We start from the raw sequence: 21,041 nt of genomic DNA, 5'->3' as shown, positions 1-21,041 counted from the left end.
GGGTGCAGGCATACCCGCCATGCGTCTGCTGTGGTTTGACGCACGTCAAACAGATTGCCGCTTGCCGTGTCTAGGGTGCGGGCGGATGAAGCCCCGGGCAGGGTGTGCTGAACAGGCATGACAGGAGCAGATGGCATGACGGGCGACCAGAGCTATGGACTGACCACGCAAGAGGCGACGCGCCGCCTGCAAGAGGTTGGCCCCAACCAGTTGATCGAACAGAAACCGACTTCGCGCTGGACCATCCTTGTGCGCCAGTTCGCCAGCCTGTTGATCCTGATGCTGATCGCCGCCGCCGCCATTGCCGCCGTGTTGGGCGAGACGGTCGATGCAATTGCCATCATGCTGGTTGTGGTGCTGAACGGCATTCTGGGCTTTGTGCAGGAGTGGCGAACAGAAACGGCGCTGGCTGCGCTCCGGAACATGCTGGCCAGCGAGGCGCGGGTTGTGCGCGATGGCGCGCAGGCGATGATCGACACCCGTCAGATCGTGCCGGGCGATCTGGTGATCCTTGAAGCGGGCGACAAGGTGCCGGCCGACATGACCCTGACAACGGGTATGCGGCTGAAGGTCGATGAAAGCATTCTCACCGGAGAGTCGGTGCCTGTGGACAAGTCGCTGGGTGACGGGAACACAGGCCTGTTCATGGGGTCAAACGTGGTGGCGGGCCGCGCCGAAGGGGTGGTGCAGGCAACCGGGTCAAAGACCGAGTTCGGCAATATTGCCGAGCTGACCGCCTCTATCGACGAGGGCGAAACCCATCTGCAAGAACAGCTTGGCCGTCTGGCGCGGTTGCTGGGCGGGATCGCAGTTGGCCTTGCGGTGATGGTTCTGCTGGCGGGGCTGATGGCAGGCCGGCCGTTGCAGGAAATGTTCCTGACCTCGATCGCATTGGCCGTGGCCATGGTGCCCGAAGGTCTGCCCGCAGTGGTGACGATCACGCTGGCGCTGGGGGCGTCGGCGATGTTGCGGCGACACTCTCTGGTGCGCCGGTTGCAGGCGGTCGAGACGCTGGGCGCGGCCACGGTGATCTGTACCGACAAGACTGGCACGCTGACCGAAAACGCGATGACGGTCACTCGGATCTGGACACCCGCACGAGCCTATGAGGTGTCGGGCACGGGTTATGATCCTGCCGGGCATATCGCGTCGGATGGCGCCAGGGTGCGCGCGGCAGACGATGCCAGGCTGGCAGAGTTGATCGACGTGGGCCTGTCGTGCAACCACGCTGAATTGTCGCGGGTCGAAGACAGCTGGCGCATGGTGGGCGACCCGACAGAGGGTGCGCTGGTCACGTTGGCGTTCAAGGGCTGGGCGCCCCTGCCCGATGCGGCGGATCGGCTTGCCGAAATCCCCTTTGACGCGGACCGCAAACGGATGAGCGTCGTCATGCAGCGCGGTGAGTGCCTGATGCAGATGGTCAAGGGCGCACCGGAAACGGTGCTGGATGTCTGCGACCGGGTGCAGGGACCGGATGGCGTTCCACGCGCGCTGTCGCCTGATGTCCGCGCCGAGATCGAACAGGTGGCGGCAGACATGGCCTCGAACGGGCGTCGGCTGTTGGGGTTGGCGAACCGTGTCGTCTCAGACCCGCAGGCCGACGAAGACGGGCTGGTCTTTCTGGGCATCGTCGGGATGATCGACCCGCCCCGGCCAGAGGTCCGTCAGGCGGTGGGCCTGTGCCGCAGCGCGGGTATCCGCGTGGTGATGATCACCGGGGATGCCGCGCCGACGGCAGCGGCCATCGCACGCGAGATCGGGCTGGAAGTTGATGCCGTGCTGACCGGCGCAGACCTGGATACCCTGTCCGACGAAGATCTTGAGACCAAGCTGGACGGCAACACGCATTTCGCCCGCACAGCACCCGCGCACAAGATGCGCCTGGTCGATGCGCTGCAAAGGAGCGGCAATCTGGTTGCCATGACCGGCGACGGGGTCAACGACGCGCCGGCCCTGCGGCAGGCCGACATTGGCATCGCCATGGGGCAGCGCGGCACCGATGTGGCCAAGGATGCCAGCGATCTGGTGCTGCTGGACGACAACTTTGCCACCATCGTCGGCGCAGTCGAAGAGGGACGCCGTCAGTTCGCCAATATCCAGCGATTTGTGCGCTATCTGTTGTCGTCGAACGCGGGCGAGGTGGTGGCCATCGTGGTCAACCTGTTCCTTGGCGGTCCGCTGATTTTTCTGGCGACGCAGATCCTGTGGATGAACCTTGTCACCGACGGGGTGACGGCGGTGGCGCTGGGCATGGAAAAGGCCGCGCCCGATGTGATGGACCAGCCGCCGGTGCCCAAGGATCACCCGATCCTGGATGCAACCGGCCTGGTGATGATTGTGTGTTTCGGCCTCTACACCGGGGGCGTCAGCCTGTGGTTGTTTTACACCCACATGCCCGAGGGCACGGATCTGGCGCGCACCATGGCCTTTACCGGCATGGTGCTGTTCGAAAAAGTCAGTGTCTTTGCCTTTCGATCGTTCCGCCTGCCGCTGTTCCGGATCGGCTTCTTTTCCAACCGCCCGCTGCTGATTGCCTTTTCCGCCATGCTGGGCGCGCAGGTCGCTGCGGTCTACTGGCCGCCGCTGCAGAACCTGTTGCACACCGTGCCTTTGTCGATGGCGCAGTTGGGGCTGCTGGCGCTACTGACCCTGCCTCTGCTGGTGGTTCCGGAACTGCTGAAAGTCGCCCGAGGGTCGCGGGCGCAGGGGCTGTCGCGGGCCGCGCGTTGACCTGCATCAATGAAGTGGCACCTGCTTGGTCTAATCTTTCGGATGATCCAGGGAGGATGGACCGATGGCGCAGGATGGTGGTGAGGACACGCGGAACCTGATTTGGTTCGAGCATCTCAAACGGGGTGACGTGGCGCTGGTGGGCGGCAAGAACGCCTCGCTGGGCGAGATGGTGCAATCGTTGGACGCCAGCCGCATCCGCGTCCCGCCAGGATTTGCCACCACCGCACAAGCGTACCGCGCCTTTATCGAAGTGAATGACTTTGGCAAGGTGCTGCGGGACGAGCTGGGCGCGCTGGCGGCGGGGCGCAAGACATTGGCGCTGGCGGGCCGCAAGATCCGCGAGACACTGGCCGCAGGGGTTTTCCCGCCAGAGATCGAGGCCGACATTCTGGCCGCCTACCGCGCCCTTGGTCGCCGGGTGGGGCGCGCAGACCCGTCGGTTGCCGTTCGGTCGTCCGCCACCGCCGAGGACTTGCCGGACGCCAGTTTTGCCGGTCAGCAAGAGACATTTCTGAACGTGACGGGGGAACGTGCGCTGCTGCTGGCCTGTCGGCGCTGCTATGCCTCGCTGTTCACCGACCGGGCGATCACCTACCGCGAGATCAACGGCTTTGATCACCTGGAGGTGGCGCTGTCCATCGGTGTTCAGTTGATGGTGCGCTCTGATATCTCCGGGTCGGGGGTGATGTTCTCGATCGACACCGAAAGCGGCTTTGACAAGACAGTGCTGATCAACGCCGCCTGGGGGCTGGGTGAGAACGTGGTGCAAGGCGCGGTCAGTCCGGACGAATACCAGGTCTACAAGCCTTTCCTTGACCGCCGCGCTCTGTGCCCGATCACCCACAAGGCGCTGGGCGCAAAAGAGATCAAGATGATCTACGGCACGGGTGCGGGCGCGGCCACACGCAACGTGCCGACCTCGAAGGCAGAGCGCGAAGGCTTTGTCCTGGCAGAGGACGAGATTCTGGAACTTGCCCGGGCGGCAGTGGAGATCGAACAGCATTACGGCTGTCCGATGGATATGGAATGGGCGCGCGACGGGCTGGATGGGCAGCTATACATCGTGCAGGCGCGGCCCGAGACGGTGCAGTCACGGCGCGGTGCCGGTGCGATGAAAAGCTATCGAGTGGACAGCCACGGTGAGGCGCTGTTGAGCGGGCTGAGCGTCGGCGGGGCCGTGGCCAGCGGCGAGGTCATCATCATCGAAAGCGCAGCGGACATTGACCGTTTTGTAGATGGGGCGGTGCTGGTGACATCGACCACCGATCCGGACTGGGTGCCGGTGATGAAGCGCGCCGCCGCCATAGTGACGGATCAAGGCGGGCGGACCTCCCATGCGGCCATCGTCAGCCGAGAGTTGGGAGTGCCGGCGGTGGTCGGCACCGGCAACGCGACCCATGTGCTGCACGATCACCAGTTGGTGACGGTGTCCTGTGCCGAGGGGGAGGAGGGAAAGATCTACGCGGGCAGGGCTGAGGTGACGGTGGAGGAACTGGACCTTGAGCATGTCCCCGAGACCCGCACACAAGTCATGCTGAACATCGCCAATCCTTCGACCGCAGCGCGCTGGTGGCGGTTGCCAGCGGATGGGGTCGGGTTGGCGCGAATGGAATTTGTTGTCTCGAACGAGGTCAAGGCGCATCCGCTGGCGCTGACCCGCTACGATCAGTTGGGATCGGACGAAGAACGCGCGGCGATTGATGCGCTGACCAAAGGGTTTGCGGCGCGGGAGGACTATTTTGTCGAAACGCTGGCGCGCGGACTGTCGCGGATCGCGGCAGTCTGGTATCCGCGTCCGGTCATTGTGCGGATGAGCGATTTCAAGACCAACGAATATGCTGACCTGCTGGGCGGGCGCAGCTTTGAACCCGAAGAAGAGAACCCGATGATCGGGTTTCGGGGTGCGTCGCGGTATTACTCCGACGACTACAAGGACGGTTTTGCGCTGGAATGCCGGGCGATCCGGCGGCTGCGTGACGAGATGGGGTTCGACAATGTGGTGGTGATGATCCCGTTTTGTCGGACCGTGGACGAGGCGGACAAAGTGCTGGAGGTCATGGCCGCGCAGGGCCTGACGCGTGGGGAGAAGGGGCTTGAGATCTATGTGATGTGCGAGATCCCGTCGAACGTGATCGAGGCAGAAAAATTCGCCGTGCGGTTTGACGGATTTTCCATCGGGTCCAACGACCTGACCCAACTGACGCTTGGAGTCGACCGGGATTCAGAGGCCCTTGCGGGGTTGTTCAACGAGCGCGATCCGGCGGTCCTGTGGATGATCGAGACGGTGATCGCCAAGGCGCGCGCGGCGGGGCGCAAGATCGGGTTGTGCGGGCAGGCGCCCAGCAACGACCCCGAGTTCGCCCGGCTGCTGGTGGCGGCAGGGATCGATTCCATTTCCGTCACGCCGGACAGTTTCCTGGCGGTGAAGCGCAACGTGGCAGCGGCGGAAAAGGCGGGCTGAGGTTCAGCGTCAGGCGGTGCGCGCTTTGCGCGCGCAGGGTGTCTTGCCCGGCGGCCTTTGGCCTTGGGCGCGGGGGTGGGGGCGCTGCCCCCGTCGCCTGCGGCGCCTCCCCCGGGATATTTCTGGACAGAAGAAGCCGGGGGTCAGGGGGCAAGCGGGAGTTCTGTGCCCTGTTTGATCCGGCGCAGGACAAACATGGTGGCGGTGCCCGCGACATTGGGGTGTTCCAGAACGTGGCGCATCAGGATCGATTCCAGGTCAGCGATGTCGCGCACCACGAGGTGCAGCAGGTAGTCCCATTCACCGGAGATCGAATAGACCTCGGTGATGGCGGGGACTGTTTCCGTGGTGCGCTGAAATTCGGCGCGGGCGCGGGAATCCTGTGATTTCATCCGAACCTGGACAAAGGCATCCATGCCAAGGCCCACGGCGGCGGGGGTGACGTGGCGCACCGGGGGGCCGATGACGCCGTTTTCCTCAAGGTTCCTGAGGCGTCGCCAGCAGGTGGCCGATGAACTGTTCACCGCGTCGGCGAGATCCTGCATGCTGCCGGAGGCGTCCTTTTGCAATACGGCAAGGATTCGGCGGTCTAGGTCGGAGATCTGAACCAAGTCTGTCATCTTTCGCAGTCAAGTGAACGAAACGGTGCGGGATATGGATGCGGCATGCAAGAATGAAAAGCATGTCTCAGGAAAATGGGTGAAACTGCTGCATCTATTTCAGGGAGCGCGCCATGACAGATCTGACCCCGATTCTGACCGACTATACCTTGGAAGACCGGTATACCCGTACGCAGGGACGGGTCTTTTTGACCGGCACGCAGGCGATTGTGCGGATCGCGCTGGATCAGGCGCGGCGCGACCTGGCGCGCGGCCTGGACACGCGGGGCTATGTGTCAGGCTATCGTGGGTCGCCGGTGGGCGGCATCGACCTTGAGGTCGGGCGCAATCGCGACGTGGTCGAGGAGGCCGGGATCACCTTTCTGGCAGCGGTCAACGAGGAGTTTGGCGCCACCCAGATGATCGGCACCCAACAGGTGGAAACCGATCCGGACAAGACCTGCGAGGGCGTGTTTGGCCTGTGGTACGGCAAGGGGCCGGGGGTGGACCGGGCGGCAGATGCGCTGAAGCACGGCAACGCCTATGGATCGTCGCCCACGGGGGGCGTGTTGGTGGTGGCCGGCGACGACCACGGCTGTGTGTCGTCGTCGATGCCGCATCAGTCCGATGTCGCCTTCATGAACTTTTTCATGCCGACGCTTAACCCGGCCAACGTGGCCGAGTTCCTGCCGTTTGGGGAATGGGGGTATGCGCTGTCGCGGTTTTCCGGCATGTGGGTCGGCTTCAAGGCGATTTCCGAGACGGTTGAATCCGGCATGTCGTTTGAACTGTCCGAGGATCGCGAGTTTGTGACGCCGGATTTCACGCCGCCAGGGACGGGGCTGCACTACCGCTGGCCCGACCTGCCGGGACCGCAGATCGAAGAGCGGATGGAGGCGAAGAAAAGCGCCGTGCTGGCCTTTGCCCGCGCCAACCCGATTGACCGGGCCGAGTGGGGGCATGAGGCCCGGTTCGGCATTGTGACCACCGGCAAGGCGCATCTGGACACGTTGGAGGCGCTGCGCTTGTTGGGGCTGGATGAGATCGCCGCGCGGGAGTTGGGCATCGACCTGTACAAGGTCGGCATGGTCTGGCCGCTTGAGGACGTCGGTGCGCTAGCGTTTGCTGCAGGAAAGCAGGAACTGCTGGTGATCGAGGAGAAGCGCGGCATCATCGAAAGCCAGCTCAAGGAATATTTCTACGATTTCCCCGGCCAAAAGCCGGACCGCATGGTCGGCAAACGTGATGAGCACGGCGCGCGGCTGATCCCCTGGACGCATGAACTGGGGGCGCTGATGCTGGCGCGGATCATCGCAGGGCGGCTGGATCTGAACCTTGGCACATCACTCACGGAACGTGCCGAGGGGCTCGTGCCGCCACCGAACCTGATCGAGGTCCCGGGGGCGGCGCGGACTCCGTATTTCTGTTCGGGGTGCCCGCACAACACCTCGACCAAGGTGCCCGAGGGCAGTGGTGCACTTGCGGGCATAGGCTGTCATTTCATGGCCAGCTGGATGGACCGCAATACGACCTCGCTGATCCAGATGGGCGGTGAGGGTGTGAACTGGGTCGCGCGATCCAAGTTCAACGGCAACAAGCATATCTTTCAGAACCTTGGGGAGGGGACGTATTACCATTCGGGGTCATTGGCGATCCGACAGGCCATCGCCGCGGGCACCAACATCACCTACAAGATCCTGTTCAACGACGCGGTTGCGATGACCGGCGGGCAGACGGTGGACGGGCCGATCTCGGTCGAGGCGATAGCCCATTCGGTGCTCGCCGAGGGGGCCAAGCGCGTGGTCGTGGTGTCGGACCAGCCCGAGCGTTTCCGCGCGGCGGATCTGCCGTCCGGGGTGGCGATCGAACATCGGCGTGAGATGGACCGCATCCAGCGCGATTTGCGCGAGATCCCCGGCACCACGGTTTTGATCTATCAGCAGACCTGCGCCACGGAGAAACGCCGGCTGCGCAAGCGCGGCAAGATGGAAGACCCCAAGAAATTCGCCGTCATCAACCCGCTGGTCTGTGAGGGCTGTGGCGATTGCGGCGTCGAATCCAACTGCCTGAGCGTGGAGCCGCTGGAGACAGAGTTTGGCCGCAAGCGGCAGATCAACCTGAACTCCTGCAACAAGGATTTCACCTGTGTGAACGGCTTTTGCCCCAGCTTTGTCACGGTTGAGGGCGGCACGCTGAAGAAGGGGCGCGGTGTCTCTGCGTCGCAACTGGCAGAGTTGCAGGCCAAATTGCCCGCGCCGGTGATGCCCGCGCTGGATGCGCCTTGGGACATACTGGTGACGGGGGTTGGCGGCACCGGGGTCGTGACCGTGGGCCAGTTGATTGCCATGGCCGCAAACCTGGAGGGCAAGGGGGCCAGCGTGCTGGACTTTATGGGTTTTGCGCAGAAATTTGGCCCGGTGCTGAGCTATCTGCGCATGTCGGCCACCCCGCAGGAGGTCAATCAGGCGCGGATTGAGCCGTCTTCGGCGGATGCGCTGATTGGCTGTGACCTTGTGGTCAGCTCCTCGCCCAAGGCGTCGATGACGTACCGTGCGGGTCATACTCGGGGGGTGGTGAACACGGCGCTGATGCCGACGGGGGATTTCACCCGCAACCGGGATGCGGACCTGAACGCGGGCGAACGACTGTCGCGGATCCGGGCCGCCGTGGATGGAACGGCGCTGCATGGGCTGGACGCCAATGCGCTGTCAGAGGCGCTGTTGGGCGACACGGTGTTTGCCAATGTGCTGATGCTGGGCGCGGCCTGGCAGGCGGGGTTGGTGCCGCTGACAGAGGCGTCGCTGATGCGCGCGATTGAGCTGAACGGGGTCAAGCCTGAGGTGAACAAGCAGGCATTCCATTGGGGCCGGGTGGCGGTCAATGATCCGCAGGCGGTTGAGCGGATCGCCGGGACACAGGCGCAGCCGGTGCAGACGCTGGACCAGATGATTGACCGGCGGGCGGCGTTTTTGGTGGACTATCAGAACGACAGCTGGGCACAGACCTACCGGGACGCGCTGGCACCGGTGATTGCCGCTGAAACGCAGGTGGCGGGCGCGCCCGGCGCGCTGACAGAGGCCGCCGCCAAGGGTCTGTTCAAGCTGATGTCCTACAAGGACGAATATGAGGTCGCGCGGCTGCACACCCAGACCGGGTTCATCGAGGGTCTCAAGGATCGGTTCGAGGGCGAGTTCACCGTCAAGCACCATCTGGCGCCGCCGATGCTGTCCAAGGGCACCGATGCGCGCGGGCGGCCGCTAAAGCGGGTGTTCGGCCCTTGGGTGCAGGTGGCGTTCCGCCAGTTGGCGCGGATGAAGCGGCTGCGCGGGACCGCGTTGGATGTCTTTGGCCGGACCGAGGAACGCCGGATGGAGCGCGCCTTGATCACTGAATACCGCGCGTTGCTGGATCGGTTGGTGGCCAGTTTGACGGCAGACAACCGGGATGAGGCGGCGCGGATTGCCGGACTGGTCATGGAGATGCGCGGCTTTGGTCCGGTCAAGGCAGAGGCTGTCGACAAGACCCGCGTGCAGATCGACGCGGCAATGGTCGGCTATGGGGGCTGAGCGCCTTTAACCGACCAGTCGTTTGGGTTACGTCCTTTGGGCAGATGCCCATGATCGGGGCAGGTAGAGGAGTCCGCATCATGACCACTGACAGCCCCGTTTCCGTCACCCATGAGCGGGACATCGCCTGGGTGACGATCGACAACCCGCCGGTCAACGCCACCAGCACAGCGGTGCGGGCCGGTCTGGCCCGCGCGGTTGCAGAGGTGCAGGGCGCGCGGGTCGCCATTCTGTCCTGCGCCGGGCGCACCTTTGTCGCCGGCGGTGACATGTCGGAATTTGATGCCCCCCCGGCAGAACCGCATCTGCCGGACGTGGTTCAGTTGATCGAGGACAGCGCAACGCCGTTTGTGGCCTTGATGATGGGCACCGTGCTGGGCGGCGGGTTTGAGATCGCCATGGGCTGTGCCTGGCGGATCGCGGCCAAAGGCACGCGGTTTGGCCTGCCAGAGGTCAACGTGGGCTTGATCCCCGGCGCAGGCGGCACACAGCGCACGCCGCGTCTGATCGGGATGGAGGCGGCGATAGATATGGCCGCCTCTGGCGCGATGCTGGATGCCGATGCGGTGCAGGCGCTGGGCGGGCTGGATCTGGTCGCCGAAGGCGATCTGGCAGCGGCAGCGCGCGGCTTTGTGGCGGATCTGCCCGCGCGGCCCGTGGCGGTGTCGCAGCGGGACACCGCGCCCATAGCGACTGAGACGCTGGAGGCCAAGCGCGCCGCTGTGGCGAAACGCGCGCGCGGACAGGCGTCCGGGCTGTTGAATATCGACGCGCTTCAGTGGGCCTATCTGCCGTTCGCAGAGGGCCAGCCCAAGGAGCGCGCCCTGCATCTGGAGTTGCGGCACAGCGCCGAAAGCCGCGCCCTGCGCCATGCATTTTTTGCCGAGCGTGAGGTGGCGCGCCCCAAGGCGGCAGAGGGTGCCGCGCCGCGCGATCTACAAAAGATCGCCGTTGTCGGCGGTGGGCTTATGGGCGCGGGGATCGCCACGGCCAGTCTGGGCGGCGGGCTGCAGGTGGTGCTGATCGAACGTGATGCACAGGCGGCGTCCAGCGCCGCCGACCGTGTGGCCGGGCTGATCGACGGCGCGGTCGCACGCGGCAAGCTGAGCGCGGACAAGGCGGCCGAGCAAAAGGCGCGGTTCACTGCAACGGCGGACTATGGTGATGCCGCGGACGTGGACCTGGCGGTCGAGGCGGTGTTTGAGGATCTGGAGGTCAAGCGCGCGGTGTTCCGGCAACTGGCCGCGGTCGTGTCGCCGGATGCGATCCTTGGCACCAACACCTCCTACATCGACCCGCGTGAGATTTTTGCGGACATCCCCAACCTGTCGCGCTGTGTTGGCCTGCACTTTTTCTCACCGGCGCATGTGATGAAACTGTTGGAAATCGTGCCCTTGCCAGAGACCTCGGCAGAGGTGCTGGCCACCGGCTTTGCCTTTGGCAAGCGGCTGCGCAAGGTGTCGGTGTTGGCAGGGATCTGCGACGGGTTCATCGGCAACCGGATGCTGGCGGAATACCGGCGGGCGGCGGAATACATGCTGGCCGACGGGGCGCTGCCGCAAGAGGTGGACGCCGCCGCGCGTGAGATCGGCTTTCCCATGGGGCCGTTCGAATTGCAGGATCTGACCGGGCTGCAGATCGCCTGGGCCAACCGCAAGCGGCAGGCGGGCGCGCGCGACCCGGCGCAGCGCTACGTCACCATTTCCGATCAGGTCTGCGAGGCGGATCGGCTGGGCCAGCGCAGCGGCAAAGGCTGGTATGACTACGTCGAAGGGGACCGCAAACCACGCCCGTCGGCAGAGGTTGAGGCGGTGATTGTCGGGTACTCCAATTCGCAGAACATCACGCGCCGCAGCTATGACAGGGATGAGATCATTGCGCGTATCCTGTCAGTTCTTGCCAATGAAGGCGCGCGGATCGTCGAGGAAGGGATCGCCGAGACCGATGCCGCAGTCGATATGGTGCAGATCCACGGCTATGCCTTTCCGCGCTGGCGCGGCGGGCCGATGCAGGCGGCAAAGGCGCTTGGCTGGGACAAGGTCGCGGCGGTGATGGCCCGGTTGGCCGAGGAAAGCCCCGGCAGTTGGACGCTGAGTGATCGGGTTCGCACGGCTGGGGGCGTCTGAGCTGGCTCCGGCCTGCGGTTTCTTGTGCGCACGGTGCGGCCCAGTATTCCGACTAAAACAATCGACAAAGGCTTGCACCGTGTCGCGGTTTCTGTAATTGACTAAAAGCATAAGGAATTGCATCCCAGAGGAGCACAGCATGAAACTGACATCCGGAATTTCCGCGCTGGCGCTGATCGCGTCGGCGGCGATGACGCCCGTAGCGGCCATGGCAGAGGGCGAGGTCAACATTTATTCCTCACGCCACTACGATACGGATGAGCGGTTGTATTCGGATTTCGAGGACGCGACCGGCATCACCATCAACCGTATTGAGGGCAATGCCGATGAGCTGATCGCACGGATGCAGGCCGAAGGGCGCAACTCACCCGCTGATGTTCTGCTGACGGTCGATACATCGCGGCTGGAACGCGCCAAGGATGCCGGCGTGTTGCAGGCCATCGACAGCGCCATACTGGAAGCGCGGGTGCCGGGCTATCTGCAGGACGCGGGCAACGAATGGTTCGGCTTTTCGCAACGCGCGCGCATCATCTTTTACGACAAACAAGAGGTGACGACCCCGCCGGCAACCTATCAGGACCTGGCTGACCCGATGTACAAGGGGCAGATCTGTATCCGGTCGGGCACCAATTCCTACATGCAGACACTGCTGGCTTCGATGGTCGAGCATCTGGGCGAAGACGGCGCGCGCGACTGGGCGGCTGGCGTGGTGGCCAACTTTGCGCGTGACCCGCAGGGCGGCGATACCGATCAGTTGCGTGGCCTTGTGTCCGGCGAATGTGGTGTCGCCCTGTCGAACACCTATTATTTTGCCCGTGCCATCCGCACCGATGTCAGCGGGTTGACCGAAGGGCTGGACCAGATTGGCTGGGTCTTTCCGAACCAGGACGGCACCGGCGCGCACATGAACCTGTCGGGTGGCGGCGTGGCGGTCAACGCGCCGAACCGTGACAACGCGATCAAGTTTCTTGAGTACCTCACAGGCGATCAGGCGCAGAAGTATTTCTCGGCCGGGAATGACGAGTATCCGGCGGTTCCGGGTGTGGGCCTGAGCCCGTCGGTGGCGGCATTGGGTTTCTTCAAGCCTGACGATGTGGACCTGAGCGCCGTGGCCAAGAACATCCCCACAGCGCAGAAGATCTTTAACGAGGTGGGCTGGAAATAAGCCGTCTCAGTTGACCTGAAAAGGCGGGGTATGGCCCCGCCTTTTTTTGTGGTCACCTGCAGGCTGTCCACGCGTGGACAGCCTGCAGGTGAACAAATATCAATGGGTTACAGAGACGGTTTTACCAAGCGTTAAGGATTGCCGCAGTTTCCGGGCACCCGCAGCAGGCCGGATTATCCTGTGTCAGCCCCGCGTTGGCCCCATGTTGGCCCGGTGTCGCGCGGGTGTATTTCGGACCATTGGTCATGATCGCGTCGGAGGGCCGGTGACGGGATGCGGGGCCGCGGCAAACGCCGCGTGCGGGTGAGCGCGGGCGGCACAGCGGCCACGATCCCTTGGTCACATTGCAAGCCGCACAGTGGGGGGCTTAGACGGAGTCCGTCGTCAAGACCCTTTGCGCATCCGGTGGATCAGCAGGACCACCGGCAACAGGCCCAGAACCGCGATCACCAGGCTGGGCACGGCGGCCCCCTCCAGCCGTTCGTCGGCGGCCAGCCGGTGCGCCTGTACCGCCAGCGTGTCATAGTTGAACGGGCGCATGATCAGCGTCGCGGGCAGTTCCTTCATCACGTCGACAAAGACGATCAGTGCGGCGGTCAGCAGGCTGGGCCGCAATAGCGGCATGTGGACACGGCGCACCGTGCCCATGGCGTTCTGGCCCAGCACCCGCGCGGCGGCGTCCATATTGGGGCTGACGGCGGAAATGCCACCCTCATAGGCGCCGATGGCGGCAGCCAAAAAGCGGATCATATAGGCCCCGACCAGCACCCAGATCGAGCCGGTGAACAGCAACCCGGTCGAGACGTCGAAGGTGTCGCGCATCCAATTGTCCAGCGTGTTGTCGAAGGCGGCAAAAGGCACCATCAGGCCGACGGCGATCACCCCGCCGGGAACCGCATAGCCCAGCCGCCCGGCATAAAGCGCGGTGGCGGAAAGACGCCCCGGCAGGATGCGGCTGACGCTGCCGAGGATGATGGCCGCCGTCACTGTCACCAGCGCCGCAACCGTGGCGAGCGTCAGCGAGTTTTCGATAAAGCGGACGTAGCGGCGGCTGAGCAGATCCTGTTCGGACCCCAGTGCCATGGTCAGCAGCGCCGTGGCTGGAATCAACGCGCCCAGCAGGACGGGCAGGCTACAGGCGGCCAGCGCTGCGGCGTTCAAGCCGCCAGTCAGGCGGGCGCGGGGGATCGGCTCGGACCGGCGTCCGGCGTGATAGCGCGCCTGTCCCCGGCTGTTGCGCTCCAGCACCGCCAGCAAAAGGGCAAAGGCGAGCAGGCCAAGCGCCAGTTGCGCGGCGCCTGCCCGGTCGGCCAGCGAAAACCAGCTGGTGTAGATCCCGGTGGCAAAGGTCTGGACGCCAAAATAGGACACGGTGCCATAGTCGGCGATCGTCTCCATTGCCGCCAGCAGAACACCGGCCGCGATGGCGGGCCGTGCCATCGGCAAGGTGACGGACAGGAACGCGCCGAGCGGCGTGCGGCCCAGCGAACGGGCGGCAAAGACGGTGGTCGCGCTCTGGCTGACAAAGGCGGCGCGGGCCAGCAGGTAGACATAGGGGTACAGCACCAGCATCAGCATCGCCGCCGCCCCGCCGGTCGACCGGATTTCCGGGAACCAATAGTCGCGCGGTCCCCATCCGGTGACGTCGCGCAGGGTGGCCTGAATGATGCCGGGATGGTCCAGCAGATGCGTGTAGGCATAGGCGATCACATAGGCGGGAAAGGCCAGCGGCAACACCAGCGCCACCTCCAGCACCCGGCGCCCGGTAAATTCGGTCATGACCACCAGCCAAGCGGCCCCGGTGCCAATCAGGAAGGTGCCAAGGCTGACCAGCGCCAGCAGGATCAGGGTGGTGCCGGTGTAGCGGCCCAGCACGGTGTCGGCGAGATGCGCCAGTGTATCGCTTTCGGCGGAGAGGGCCGCCAGCATCACGCCGATGTGAGGCAGGGCGCAGAAAGCGGCGATCAGGACGGCGATCCCGACGATGAGCCGCTCACCCAGTGTCCTATGCTGATTTTTCATGTCCCGCCTCCTTGGTACCCGGGCCTTGGCCTGAAAGCGGGGGCTCCCGCACAGCCTGAGCATTTTTATCGGGGTTGGCGGGGAACGGGAGGAGAGTCAAGCATCCCACCCGAACCGGTCAGGCAGGATGAGGGTTTGTCACAGCAACGAGATCATGTCGTCAGTGATGTCATCCATCTCGACGCCGGAGAACACCACTGTCACGCCTTGATCCAAAAAGACGACGTCGTCGCCCTGCTGCTGCATGTGGGCAAAGGCGGCATCGACGTCGGCGTAGCCGAAGTCGGAAATGTCGATGATGTCCCACGGCTCCAGATCGGTCACGATGTGGGTGCCCTTGTCCGTGGTGTCGAAGACGAAACTGTCGCAGCCCACGCCACCGGAAAGGATGTCGTTGCCGCTGCCTGCCTCCAGAACATCGTCAAGTCCTAGGCTCTGAACATAGGCCTTGACCGCTGCCTGAGAGGCGGCGACGGCTTCGGGCGAATTCATCACGCCGATGACGACGGCGGCCCGGTCGAGGCCTGCGTCCAGCGCCCTGATCCACACCGCGCTGTCGCCGGAGTCGTTGCCGGGCGCATTCTGGTAGAGGCGGGCCACGAACTCTGTGTTTGTCGTGGACCCGAAGCTGGCCTGAAACTCTGGCGACGCCATGAGCGTGTTGACTGCGGATTCCAACGAAACACCGTTTGACAGGCTTTGCGTCCAGTCCTGAAAGTCGTCCGCATCGGGGGCGCGGTCAAAGACGGTTTGAAACAGGCGAAAGACGTCATCGGTCCATGTGGTTGCGTCCCACCGTGCGTCAAAGTCGGCCTGGCCATCGTGTGTCGAGGACTTGTTTTCCGGGCTTTCGGCGAAATGACGGACCACCATCTGGCGTGACATGCCGTCCGACAGGTTTGACAGCCAGGCGTTCAGTCCGCCGGGGTCCGGCGCGCGGCCAAGCACGTTCTGATAGAGGAGGGTGACAAAATCCACGTCGGTTGTGGTGCCGTAGGTGGTCTGGAACTCTGGTGACCCCATGAACCCCTTGGCGATCTCGGCGTGGGTTCTGGCGGTTGAGGCCAGCTGTGTCACCCAATACTGGTGCCCGTTCACATCCGGTTCGCGCCCGAAGACGGCCTTGTAGATCCGATAGACCTGTTCAGAGGCGTCGGTGCCGTACAACCCCCGTTCCTCGGCGATCAGCAGATCGGTCCCGTCGCCCGCCATCAAGGTGTCGTTGCCGCTCTGACCCACCAGGATATCGTGCCCGGCATCGCCGCTGAGGATCTCATCGTCGGACGAGCCGTTCAACAAGTCGTCGAACGCGGTGCCGTATTGGCCCTTGGGCTGATCGACCGGGCCGCCTTCCAGCCCGTTCAGATAGTTGGTGACGGACACGCGCTGGTCCGCGAAGACAAGGGTTTCGACGCCGTCGATGCGGGCATCCGTTCCGTCGCCGATCAGGCGCAATTGACCGTTCACGACCGTGGCCGTGTAGGCGCTGGTGTTGCCGTCCAGATAGACAGTGTCCTTGCCCGCGCCACCATGAATGACCTTTGTGCCGCGGCCAGTCTCGATCAGGTCGTCACCCGCCCCGGCAAAGACGGTGTCGTTGCCATCCCCGGCATGGATGGAGTCATTGCCGGACCCCGCATTCAGGAGGTCATCGCCGTAGCCGCCCTTGAGCGTGTCGTCACCTTCGCCGGTCGAGATGGTGTCATTGCCATGGCGTCCCAGGACCACGTCCATGCCGATTCCGCCGGTAAAGTTCTCATCGCCGGAGCCGCCTTCCTGAACCCACTTTTTTTCAATCACGATCTGGGCGACGTCATAGGGCATCATGTTCAATGCGACCGTGCCACTGTTCAGGAAATCGCCGGTGACCGTAACAAAGAGCGGGTCTACGTCTGTTTCGGTTGCAAAGTAGTAGCCTTCGATGGAATCGGGATTGCCGGTCAGCGTGACAATGCCGGTGATCGTTGGCAGGTAGGTTCGGTACTGGCCGTCGCCGGTGGTCTGGATGTGGTTCTTGTCGGACCCATCGAAAAAGGCGAGTTGTGACAATGCGGCGTACTCTTCGGCATCAATGTAGCGGCGGCCAAGCCTGTTGAGGCCGTTTTCGTCGGCCAGATCGCTGAGCCCGTCGGACGATGCCGGGTCCATTGTCATACGCGTCACATCCACGGAAACCGCCTCTTCCAGAAAGGGGCGCAGATCAAAATTGACGGTGCCGGGGTCCAGATCGCGCAGCGAGACGTAAATCACGTCGTGGTACGGGCTGGCGTAATAGTTGGTCTCGACCTCGCCATTGCTGCCGGTCCATTCGGTGTCGATGCTTTCAAAGCGTTCAACATGGCCGGTTTCGGCGCTGGTTTCGGGCCTCAGATTGTCTGCCATCAGCTTGAACGCGCCGCCACCGGCGGAGAGATCCACGCCATCGTCGCTGCGGTTTCCGGCGATGGTATTGGAGATGCGGTGTTGCAGCGGCCAGATAAAGGCGTCAGCGGTATCAAGCTGCACCATGACTTCGAACATTTCCAACAGGGTCGAGGCGGCGGCCATACCTTGCTGGTTCATGTTGGTGTTCAGCACGTTCCATTCGGTGATGTAGAGCGGGACTTCGCGGCCGAGGTGTTCGTTGAAATTGTCGATCCGCTGATCCAGGCTGCGCACCTCCTGATAGGTGCCCTCGAACACCTGCGTTTCGACGTGTGACTGGTTGTAGTAATAATGAGCGACTGCCCCGTCGATGGCATCCATCGCCCGCTGGTCGAGCCATTCCAGAATTGCCTCGTTTGCATCGTCCCAGCTGCCATTGCCCTTGTAGGCGCTGCCCGCACCGTTGGTGTCGCCCAACTGGATCAGGATCGCGGGATCATGGCCCAGGCCGGGCCGGTCCTGAGCCAATCGGTCGATGGCATCCTGCGCCGCGTTGATCACCCTGTTGGCGGAGATGCCGTATTCGGACTCTGTCATCGACGAGACAAAATCGCTGTCGGGGATGTCTTCGGGATGGGTGCTGCGGTCAAATCCCTCGACCCGCTTGCCGATGGAGTATTCGTTGCCGATCTCAAGACCCGTGATGTGATCCCCGTATTGCTCAAGCAGCAGGTAGACAAACGCCTCTATCTGGGCGGCGGGGATGTCGATCTTGGTGGGCAGGACAATTGTGACCTGGATCATTTTGTCCGGGGTGCTGTTTTCGACAACCCAATCCATAAAGGCGCGTACCTCGGCGCGGAGCTGTCCATCCTCCAGGCGGGTGACATCCAGCGTGTTCTCTGCGTGCCCACCGGGGTACCGCAGGTGCGTCAGATCAAGGGCGTCCACAGCGGCAACAAACCCGTCATGGGGCAGCATGTCGCCTGTCGTGTCGATGTTGACGCCGTGCAGCGCGTTGGTCCCGAAGTGATGATCTTGAACAAAAGTCCCGGTCGCGGTCGCCGACGCAAGCGACACATTGTAGGATGCCATGTCTTACCCCTCATTATTGGGGGCAGAATCGACATGAGCCGCGACATGCCAGCGACCGATCTGTGGCAAAAAATCGGACTTAAGGTGCTATTTTAATTTGTTTTTAGCATCTGTGATGCACGCGATGCCGCATCGGTTATCCGGCGTGACGGATCGCGGCGTCTTCGAGGCCGAGATCAGCCAGCGCGCTTTCGGCGATGAGGACAACATTGCTGAGGTCCGGTGCGTCTTCGGTCGGCAGGGTCGCCAGCACGTCGTCGCCCAGCAGGATATCAGTCAAAGAGGGGTTGGTGGCGTTTGGACGCATGTCCAGATCAGGCGCGTCACCATGCAGCGCGTCGTTGTAGACCACCATCAACTGGTCCTCGTCGTCATCATAGTCGAGGATCTCGGCGCCGGTTTCAGTCATCCATTCGCCCAGAACCAGAACATCGGCACCAGCGCCAAGCGAAACGATGTCGTCGTCGCCCGCAACAACAGTGTCGTCGCCGTCTCCGCCATTGAGGTAGTCGCGTTGGTCTATGTCCACACCGTCGCCGTTCAGGCGAACGCCTGAAATCAGGTCGTCCCCGTCACCGCCAAACATCGTGTCCTGGCCGCGATCCCCCAACAGCGTGTCGTCCCCAGAGCGCCCGTGCAATGCGTCGTCGCCCGTGCCGCCCCGCAAAAGATCGCCCCCTGCGCCGCCGTGCAACGTATCGTGGCCCGTCCCACCCGAGAGCGTGTCCGCGCCATTGCCACCATAAAGGTCGTCCGGACCGTTTTGTCCTTCGAGCGTATCATCCCCGTCGCCACCGTCCAGCGTGTCGCCGCCATCGGAGCCGCCGATCATCTCATCTGCCTCGGTGCCGAAAATCAAGTCGTCCCCGTCGGTCCCGGAAAAGGCATCCCCGTACACATCCTCGTACACATCCTCGGGTGCAACATCGTCTGGATCGGTCTGCGCGCGGTCTACTGTCGGTACCGAGTCATCGGTGGCCGGTTGCTTGCCGACGGGATCGTCTGGCAGCGCATCGGCGGGGTCGGTTTCTGTATGTGATTGAAAGAGATCATCATCTGGATCGCCGCTGACCTCTGCGTCCTCCATCGGGTCAAAGCCATCCTCGCTTTCGAGGTCGTCATCGGCAGACCCAATGCTGAAGAAAGCGAAGGATCCAATCGCCATCATGCCCAGAAGGCCGGTCAGGAAGAACATGGCTGTGCCTCGTGCTGCTTGCAACGCATCGCGCGCAGTGTCGCGGTCACGACGTCACAAGGCAAACACCTTCGTTCCAACAGGTTAATGCCGGATGAAACTGGCGCAAGTGACCCAGTGCGTTTACCGCACAGTTCTTCCCACTTTGCCAAGGTGGATGAAGGGCTTACATGTGGCTTATGATTCTGCGCCGCACAAACCAGTCATCCGGAAAGTCCAAGGGGGTTCATTCCCCGATCCAACCGGACGTTCCCTTTTTCGCCGTGGGGGACGTGCATGGCTGCGATCGCCTGCTGGATCAGATGCTGCAACGGCTGGACGGCTTGCGCCACCCCGAAGCCTTGCTGGTCATGGTCGGCGACTACGTCGACCGTGGCGAGGAAAGCCGCCGCGTGCTGCGCCGCCTGTTCGTGCTGAGCCAGGCCGCCGGTGACTTGATGCATTGTCTGATGGGCAATCACGAACAGATGCTGCTGGATGTCCTGGACGACCCCCAGAGCAATGGTCCGCGCTGGCTGCGGCATGGCGGATTGCAGACATTGGCCAGTTACCGGGTGCAGCCTGTCCTGGGGAACGGATCCGAGGCGCAGTGGATCGAGATGCGTGACCGCCTTGCCGCCGCGATCGGCGAGGACATCATCGCGTGGCTGCGCGGGCTGCCGCTGTCGTGGCAGTCGGGCAATGTGGTCGTGGTGCATGCCGGGGCGGACCCCGACCTGCCGATCAAGGAGCAGGAAACGGGAACCCTGCTCTGGGGTCATCCTGAGTTCCGCCAAAGGGCCCGGTCGGACGGGCTTTGGGTGGTGCATGGCCATACCATCACAGAAAAGCCGCGCGTCGTGCAGGGACGCATTCCCATAGACACCGGGGCCTATGCCACCGGCGTATTGACAGCGGCGTTGGTCGAAAAGGATCAAGTTTCGTTTATCCAAGCCTAGTGGATGGCATGACCGGTTTCTGAAAAGCGGCGTCTGCGCAAATTCAGTGCAGTTGCCCGTAAACCAACACGTTGGCGCGGCGTTTGGGTCGGTCGTCCAAGACCAGCCCGCAACACCCCCGCAACACGACTGAAACCCTCTGAAACGCATGATTTTTCTGCAGCTGCACAATGCCGTGATTGCACCCTTGGGGTGAAGTGAGCCGATCTATTGCCCGTAAGGGGCGAGCGAAAATTCAGCAATTCCTTTCAGGTCAACATCTTGGAAGAATGGGAAAATTTCGCGACTGCCAGAATTGTGGGCAGATGTTCGCTGCTGGGCATTGCAACCCTTGTCCTTAATTTTTTGTTAATTGACTTGGCGTCGTTCACTGACGTACACCAAAGCATAGCTTCGTAGTGTGCAGGTGCAGCGCACGTTCAGATTTTAATACCTCCGAGGGGCTTTGTTGCGCAAAGTCGGTAACGTCCGGAGTTCCCCTTTCCCCGGACGCAATTATCCCACAGGCTCTGTGACGGGTATGCCGAGCGCGGTGTAGCCGTTGAGCACGGCGGCGCGGATCTGAAGTTCGGCGACCTGACGATCGAAGTCGCGCGCCATGAGGCTCTGCCCCAGCAGCTTCACGCAATGCATCTTCGTCTCGGCGCGGCTTCGTCGGTGGTATCCGCTCCATTTTCTCCAGATGGCGCGGCCAAGGTATTTCGAAGCGCGCAGCGCCTCGTTCCGAGCGATAGCCCCTGCAGTCGATGGCTTCCACGGCTTGGCATTCTTGCGCGG

10 protein-coding genes and 1 pseudogene are annotated in these 21,041 nt (G+C 63.1%); 6 read left to right on the top strand and 5 right to left on the bottom strand.

Annotated features, from left to right (window positions below; translation table 11 throughout):
- Nucleotides 1-135 precede the first annotated feature (135 nt).
- Together CHB90_RS19315 and ppsA are read left to right on the top strand one after the other, a co-directional pair.
- Nucleotides 136-2,730: a cation-translocating P-type ATPase gene (locus CHB90_RS19315; RefSeq protein WP_245823306.1), complete on the top strand. Its 2,595-nt coding sequence runs from the start codon at nt 136-138 to the stop codon at nt 2,728-2,730.
- 64 nt (nt 2,731-2,794) lie between these two features.
- The gene (gene ppsA, locus CHB90_RS19310; RefSeq protein WP_089279486.1) at nt 2,795-5,194 is read left to right on the top strand and encodes a phosphoenolpyruvate synthase; all 2,400 of its coding nucleotides are present in this window, start codon (nt 2,795-2,797) and stop codon (nt 5,192-5,194) included.
- Between the two features lie 143 nt (nt 5,195-5,337).
- Here ppsA and CHB90_RS19305 read toward each other — a convergent pair whose 3' ends face one another.
- Nucleotides 5,338-5,814, bottom strand: a complete 477-nt coding sequence (locus CHB90_RS19305; protein WP_089279485.1) for an Lrp/AsnC family transcriptional regulator — start codon at nt 5,812-5,814, stop codon at nt 5,338-5,340.
- Nucleotides 5,815-5,927: 113 nt separating this feature from the next.
- On the opposite strand from CHB90_RS19305, the gene CHB90_RS19300 reads away from it, so the two are divergent.
- The 3 genes from CHB90_RS19300 to CHB90_RS19290 all read left to right on the top strand — a co-directional run bounded on the left by CHB90_RS19300 (nt 5,928) and on the right by CHB90_RS19290 (nt 12,650).
- Nucleotides 5,928-9,359, top strand: a complete 3,432-nt coding sequence (locus tag CHB90_RS19300; RefSeq protein WP_089279484.1) for an indolepyruvate ferredoxin oxidoreductase family protein — start codon at nt 5,928-5,930, stop codon at nt 9,357-9,359.
- An 80-nt stretch (nt 9,360-9,439) separates the two neighbouring features.
- Nucleotides 9,440-11,485, top strand: a complete 2,046-nt coding sequence (locus tag CHB90_RS19295; RefSeq protein ID WP_089279483.1) for an FAD-dependent oxidoreductase — start codon at nt 9,440-9,442, stop codon at nt 11,483-11,485.
- 139 nt (nt 11,486-11,624) lie between these two features.
- A complete protein-coding gene (locus tag CHB90_RS19290; RefSeq protein ID WP_089279482.1) occupies nt 11,625-12,650 on the top strand; it encodes a Fe(3+) ABC transporter substrate-binding protein in 1,026 nt (341 codons plus the stop codon).
- 384 nt (nt 12,651-13,034) lie between these two features.
- Here the strand turns inward: CHB90_RS19290 and CHB90_RS19285 are convergent, their stop codons facing one another.
- The 3 genes from CHB90_RS19285 to CHB90_RS19275 all read right to left on the bottom strand — a co-directional run bounded on the left by CHB90_RS19285 (nt 13,035) and on the right by CHB90_RS19275 (nt 19,326).
- Nucleotides 13,035-14,672, bottom strand: a complete 1,638-nt coding sequence (locus CHB90_RS19285; protein WP_089279481.1) for an ABC transporter permease — start codon at nt 14,670-14,672, stop codon at nt 13,035-13,037.
- Nucleotides 14,673-14,810: 138 nt separating this feature from the next.
- Nucleotides 14,811-18,131: a DUF4214 domain-containing protein gene (locus CHB90_RS19280; protein WP_089279480.1), complete on the bottom strand. Its 3,321-nt coding sequence runs from the start codon at nt 18,129-18,131 to the stop codon at nt 14,811-14,813.
- A 136-nt stretch (nt 18,132-18,267) separates the two neighbouring features.
- The gene (locus CHB90_RS19275) at nt 18,268-19,326 is read right to left on the bottom strand and encodes a calcium-binding protein (protein WP_089279479.1); all 1,059 of its coding nucleotides are present in this window, start codon (nt 19,324-19,326) and stop codon (nt 18,268-18,270) included.
- Nucleotides 19,327-19,496: 170 nt separating this feature from the next.
- Here CHB90_RS19275 and CHB90_RS19270 point away from each other — a divergent pair, with 170 nt between their 5' ends.
- A complete protein-coding gene (locus tag CHB90_RS19270) occupies nt 19,497-20,264 on the top strand; it encodes a metallophosphoesterase family protein (protein WP_342744976.1) in 768 nt (255 codons plus the stop codon).
- A 495-nt stretch (nt 20,265-20,759) separates the two neighbouring features.
- On the opposite strand, the pseudogene CHB90_RS19265 reads toward CHB90_RS19270, so the two are convergent.
- Nucleotides 20,760-21,041: pseudogene (locus tag CHB90_RS19265) on the bottom strand (IS5/IS1182 family transposase); the annotation flags it as partial.

The sequence above is a fragment of the Antarctobacter heliothermus genome (assembly GCF_900188425.1).
GTDB classification, from domain to species: domain Bacteria; phylum Pseudomonadota; class Alphaproteobacteria; order Rhodobacterales; family Rhodobacteraceae; genus Antarctobacter; species Antarctobacter heliothermus.
This window is presented reverse-complemented; position numbering and strand designations above follow the sequence as displayed.

Excerpts from the sequence above, each read along its gene's own strand:
- ppsA (WP_089279486.1), top strand. The coding sequence starts at position 2,795 with ATGGCGCAGGATGGTGGTGAGGACACGCGGAACCTGATTTGGTTCGAG.
- CHB90_RS19285 (WP_089279481.1), bottom strand. The coding sequence starts at position 14,672 with ATGAAAAATCAGCATAGGACACTGGGTGAGCGGCTCATCGTCGGGATC.
- CHB90_RS19275 (WP_089279479.1), bottom strand. The coding sequence starts at position 19,326 with ATGTTCTTCCTGACCGGCCTTCTGGGCATGATGGCGATTGGATCCTTC.
- CHB90_RS19300 (WP_089279484.1), top strand. The coding sequence starts at position 5,928 with ATGACAGATCTGACCCCGATTCTGACCGACTATACCTTGGAAGACCGG.
- CHB90_RS19315 (WP_245823306.1), top strand. The coding sequence starts at position 136 with ATGACGGGCGACCAGAGCTATGGACTGACCACGCAAGAGGCGACGCGC.
- CHB90_RS19295 (WP_089279483.1), top strand. The coding sequence starts at position 9,440 with ATGACCACTGACAGCCCCGTTTCCGTCACCCATGAGCGGGACATCGCC.
- CHB90_RS19280 (WP_089279480.1), bottom strand. The coding sequence starts at position 18,131 with ATGGCATCCTACAATGTGTCGCTTGCGTCGGCGACCGCGACCGGGACT.
- CHB90_RS19270 (WP_342744976.1), top strand. The coding sequence starts at position 19,497 with ATGTGGCTTATGATTCTGCGCCGCACAAACCAGTCATCCGGAAAGTCC.
- CHB90_RS19305 (WP_089279485.1), bottom strand. The coding sequence starts at position 5,814 with ATGACAGACTTGGTTCAGATCTCCGACCTAGACCGCCGAATCCTTGCC.
- CHB90_RS19290 (WP_089279482.1), top strand. The coding sequence starts at position 11,625 with ATGAAACTGACATCCGGAATTTCCGCGCTGGCGCTGATCGCGTCGGCG.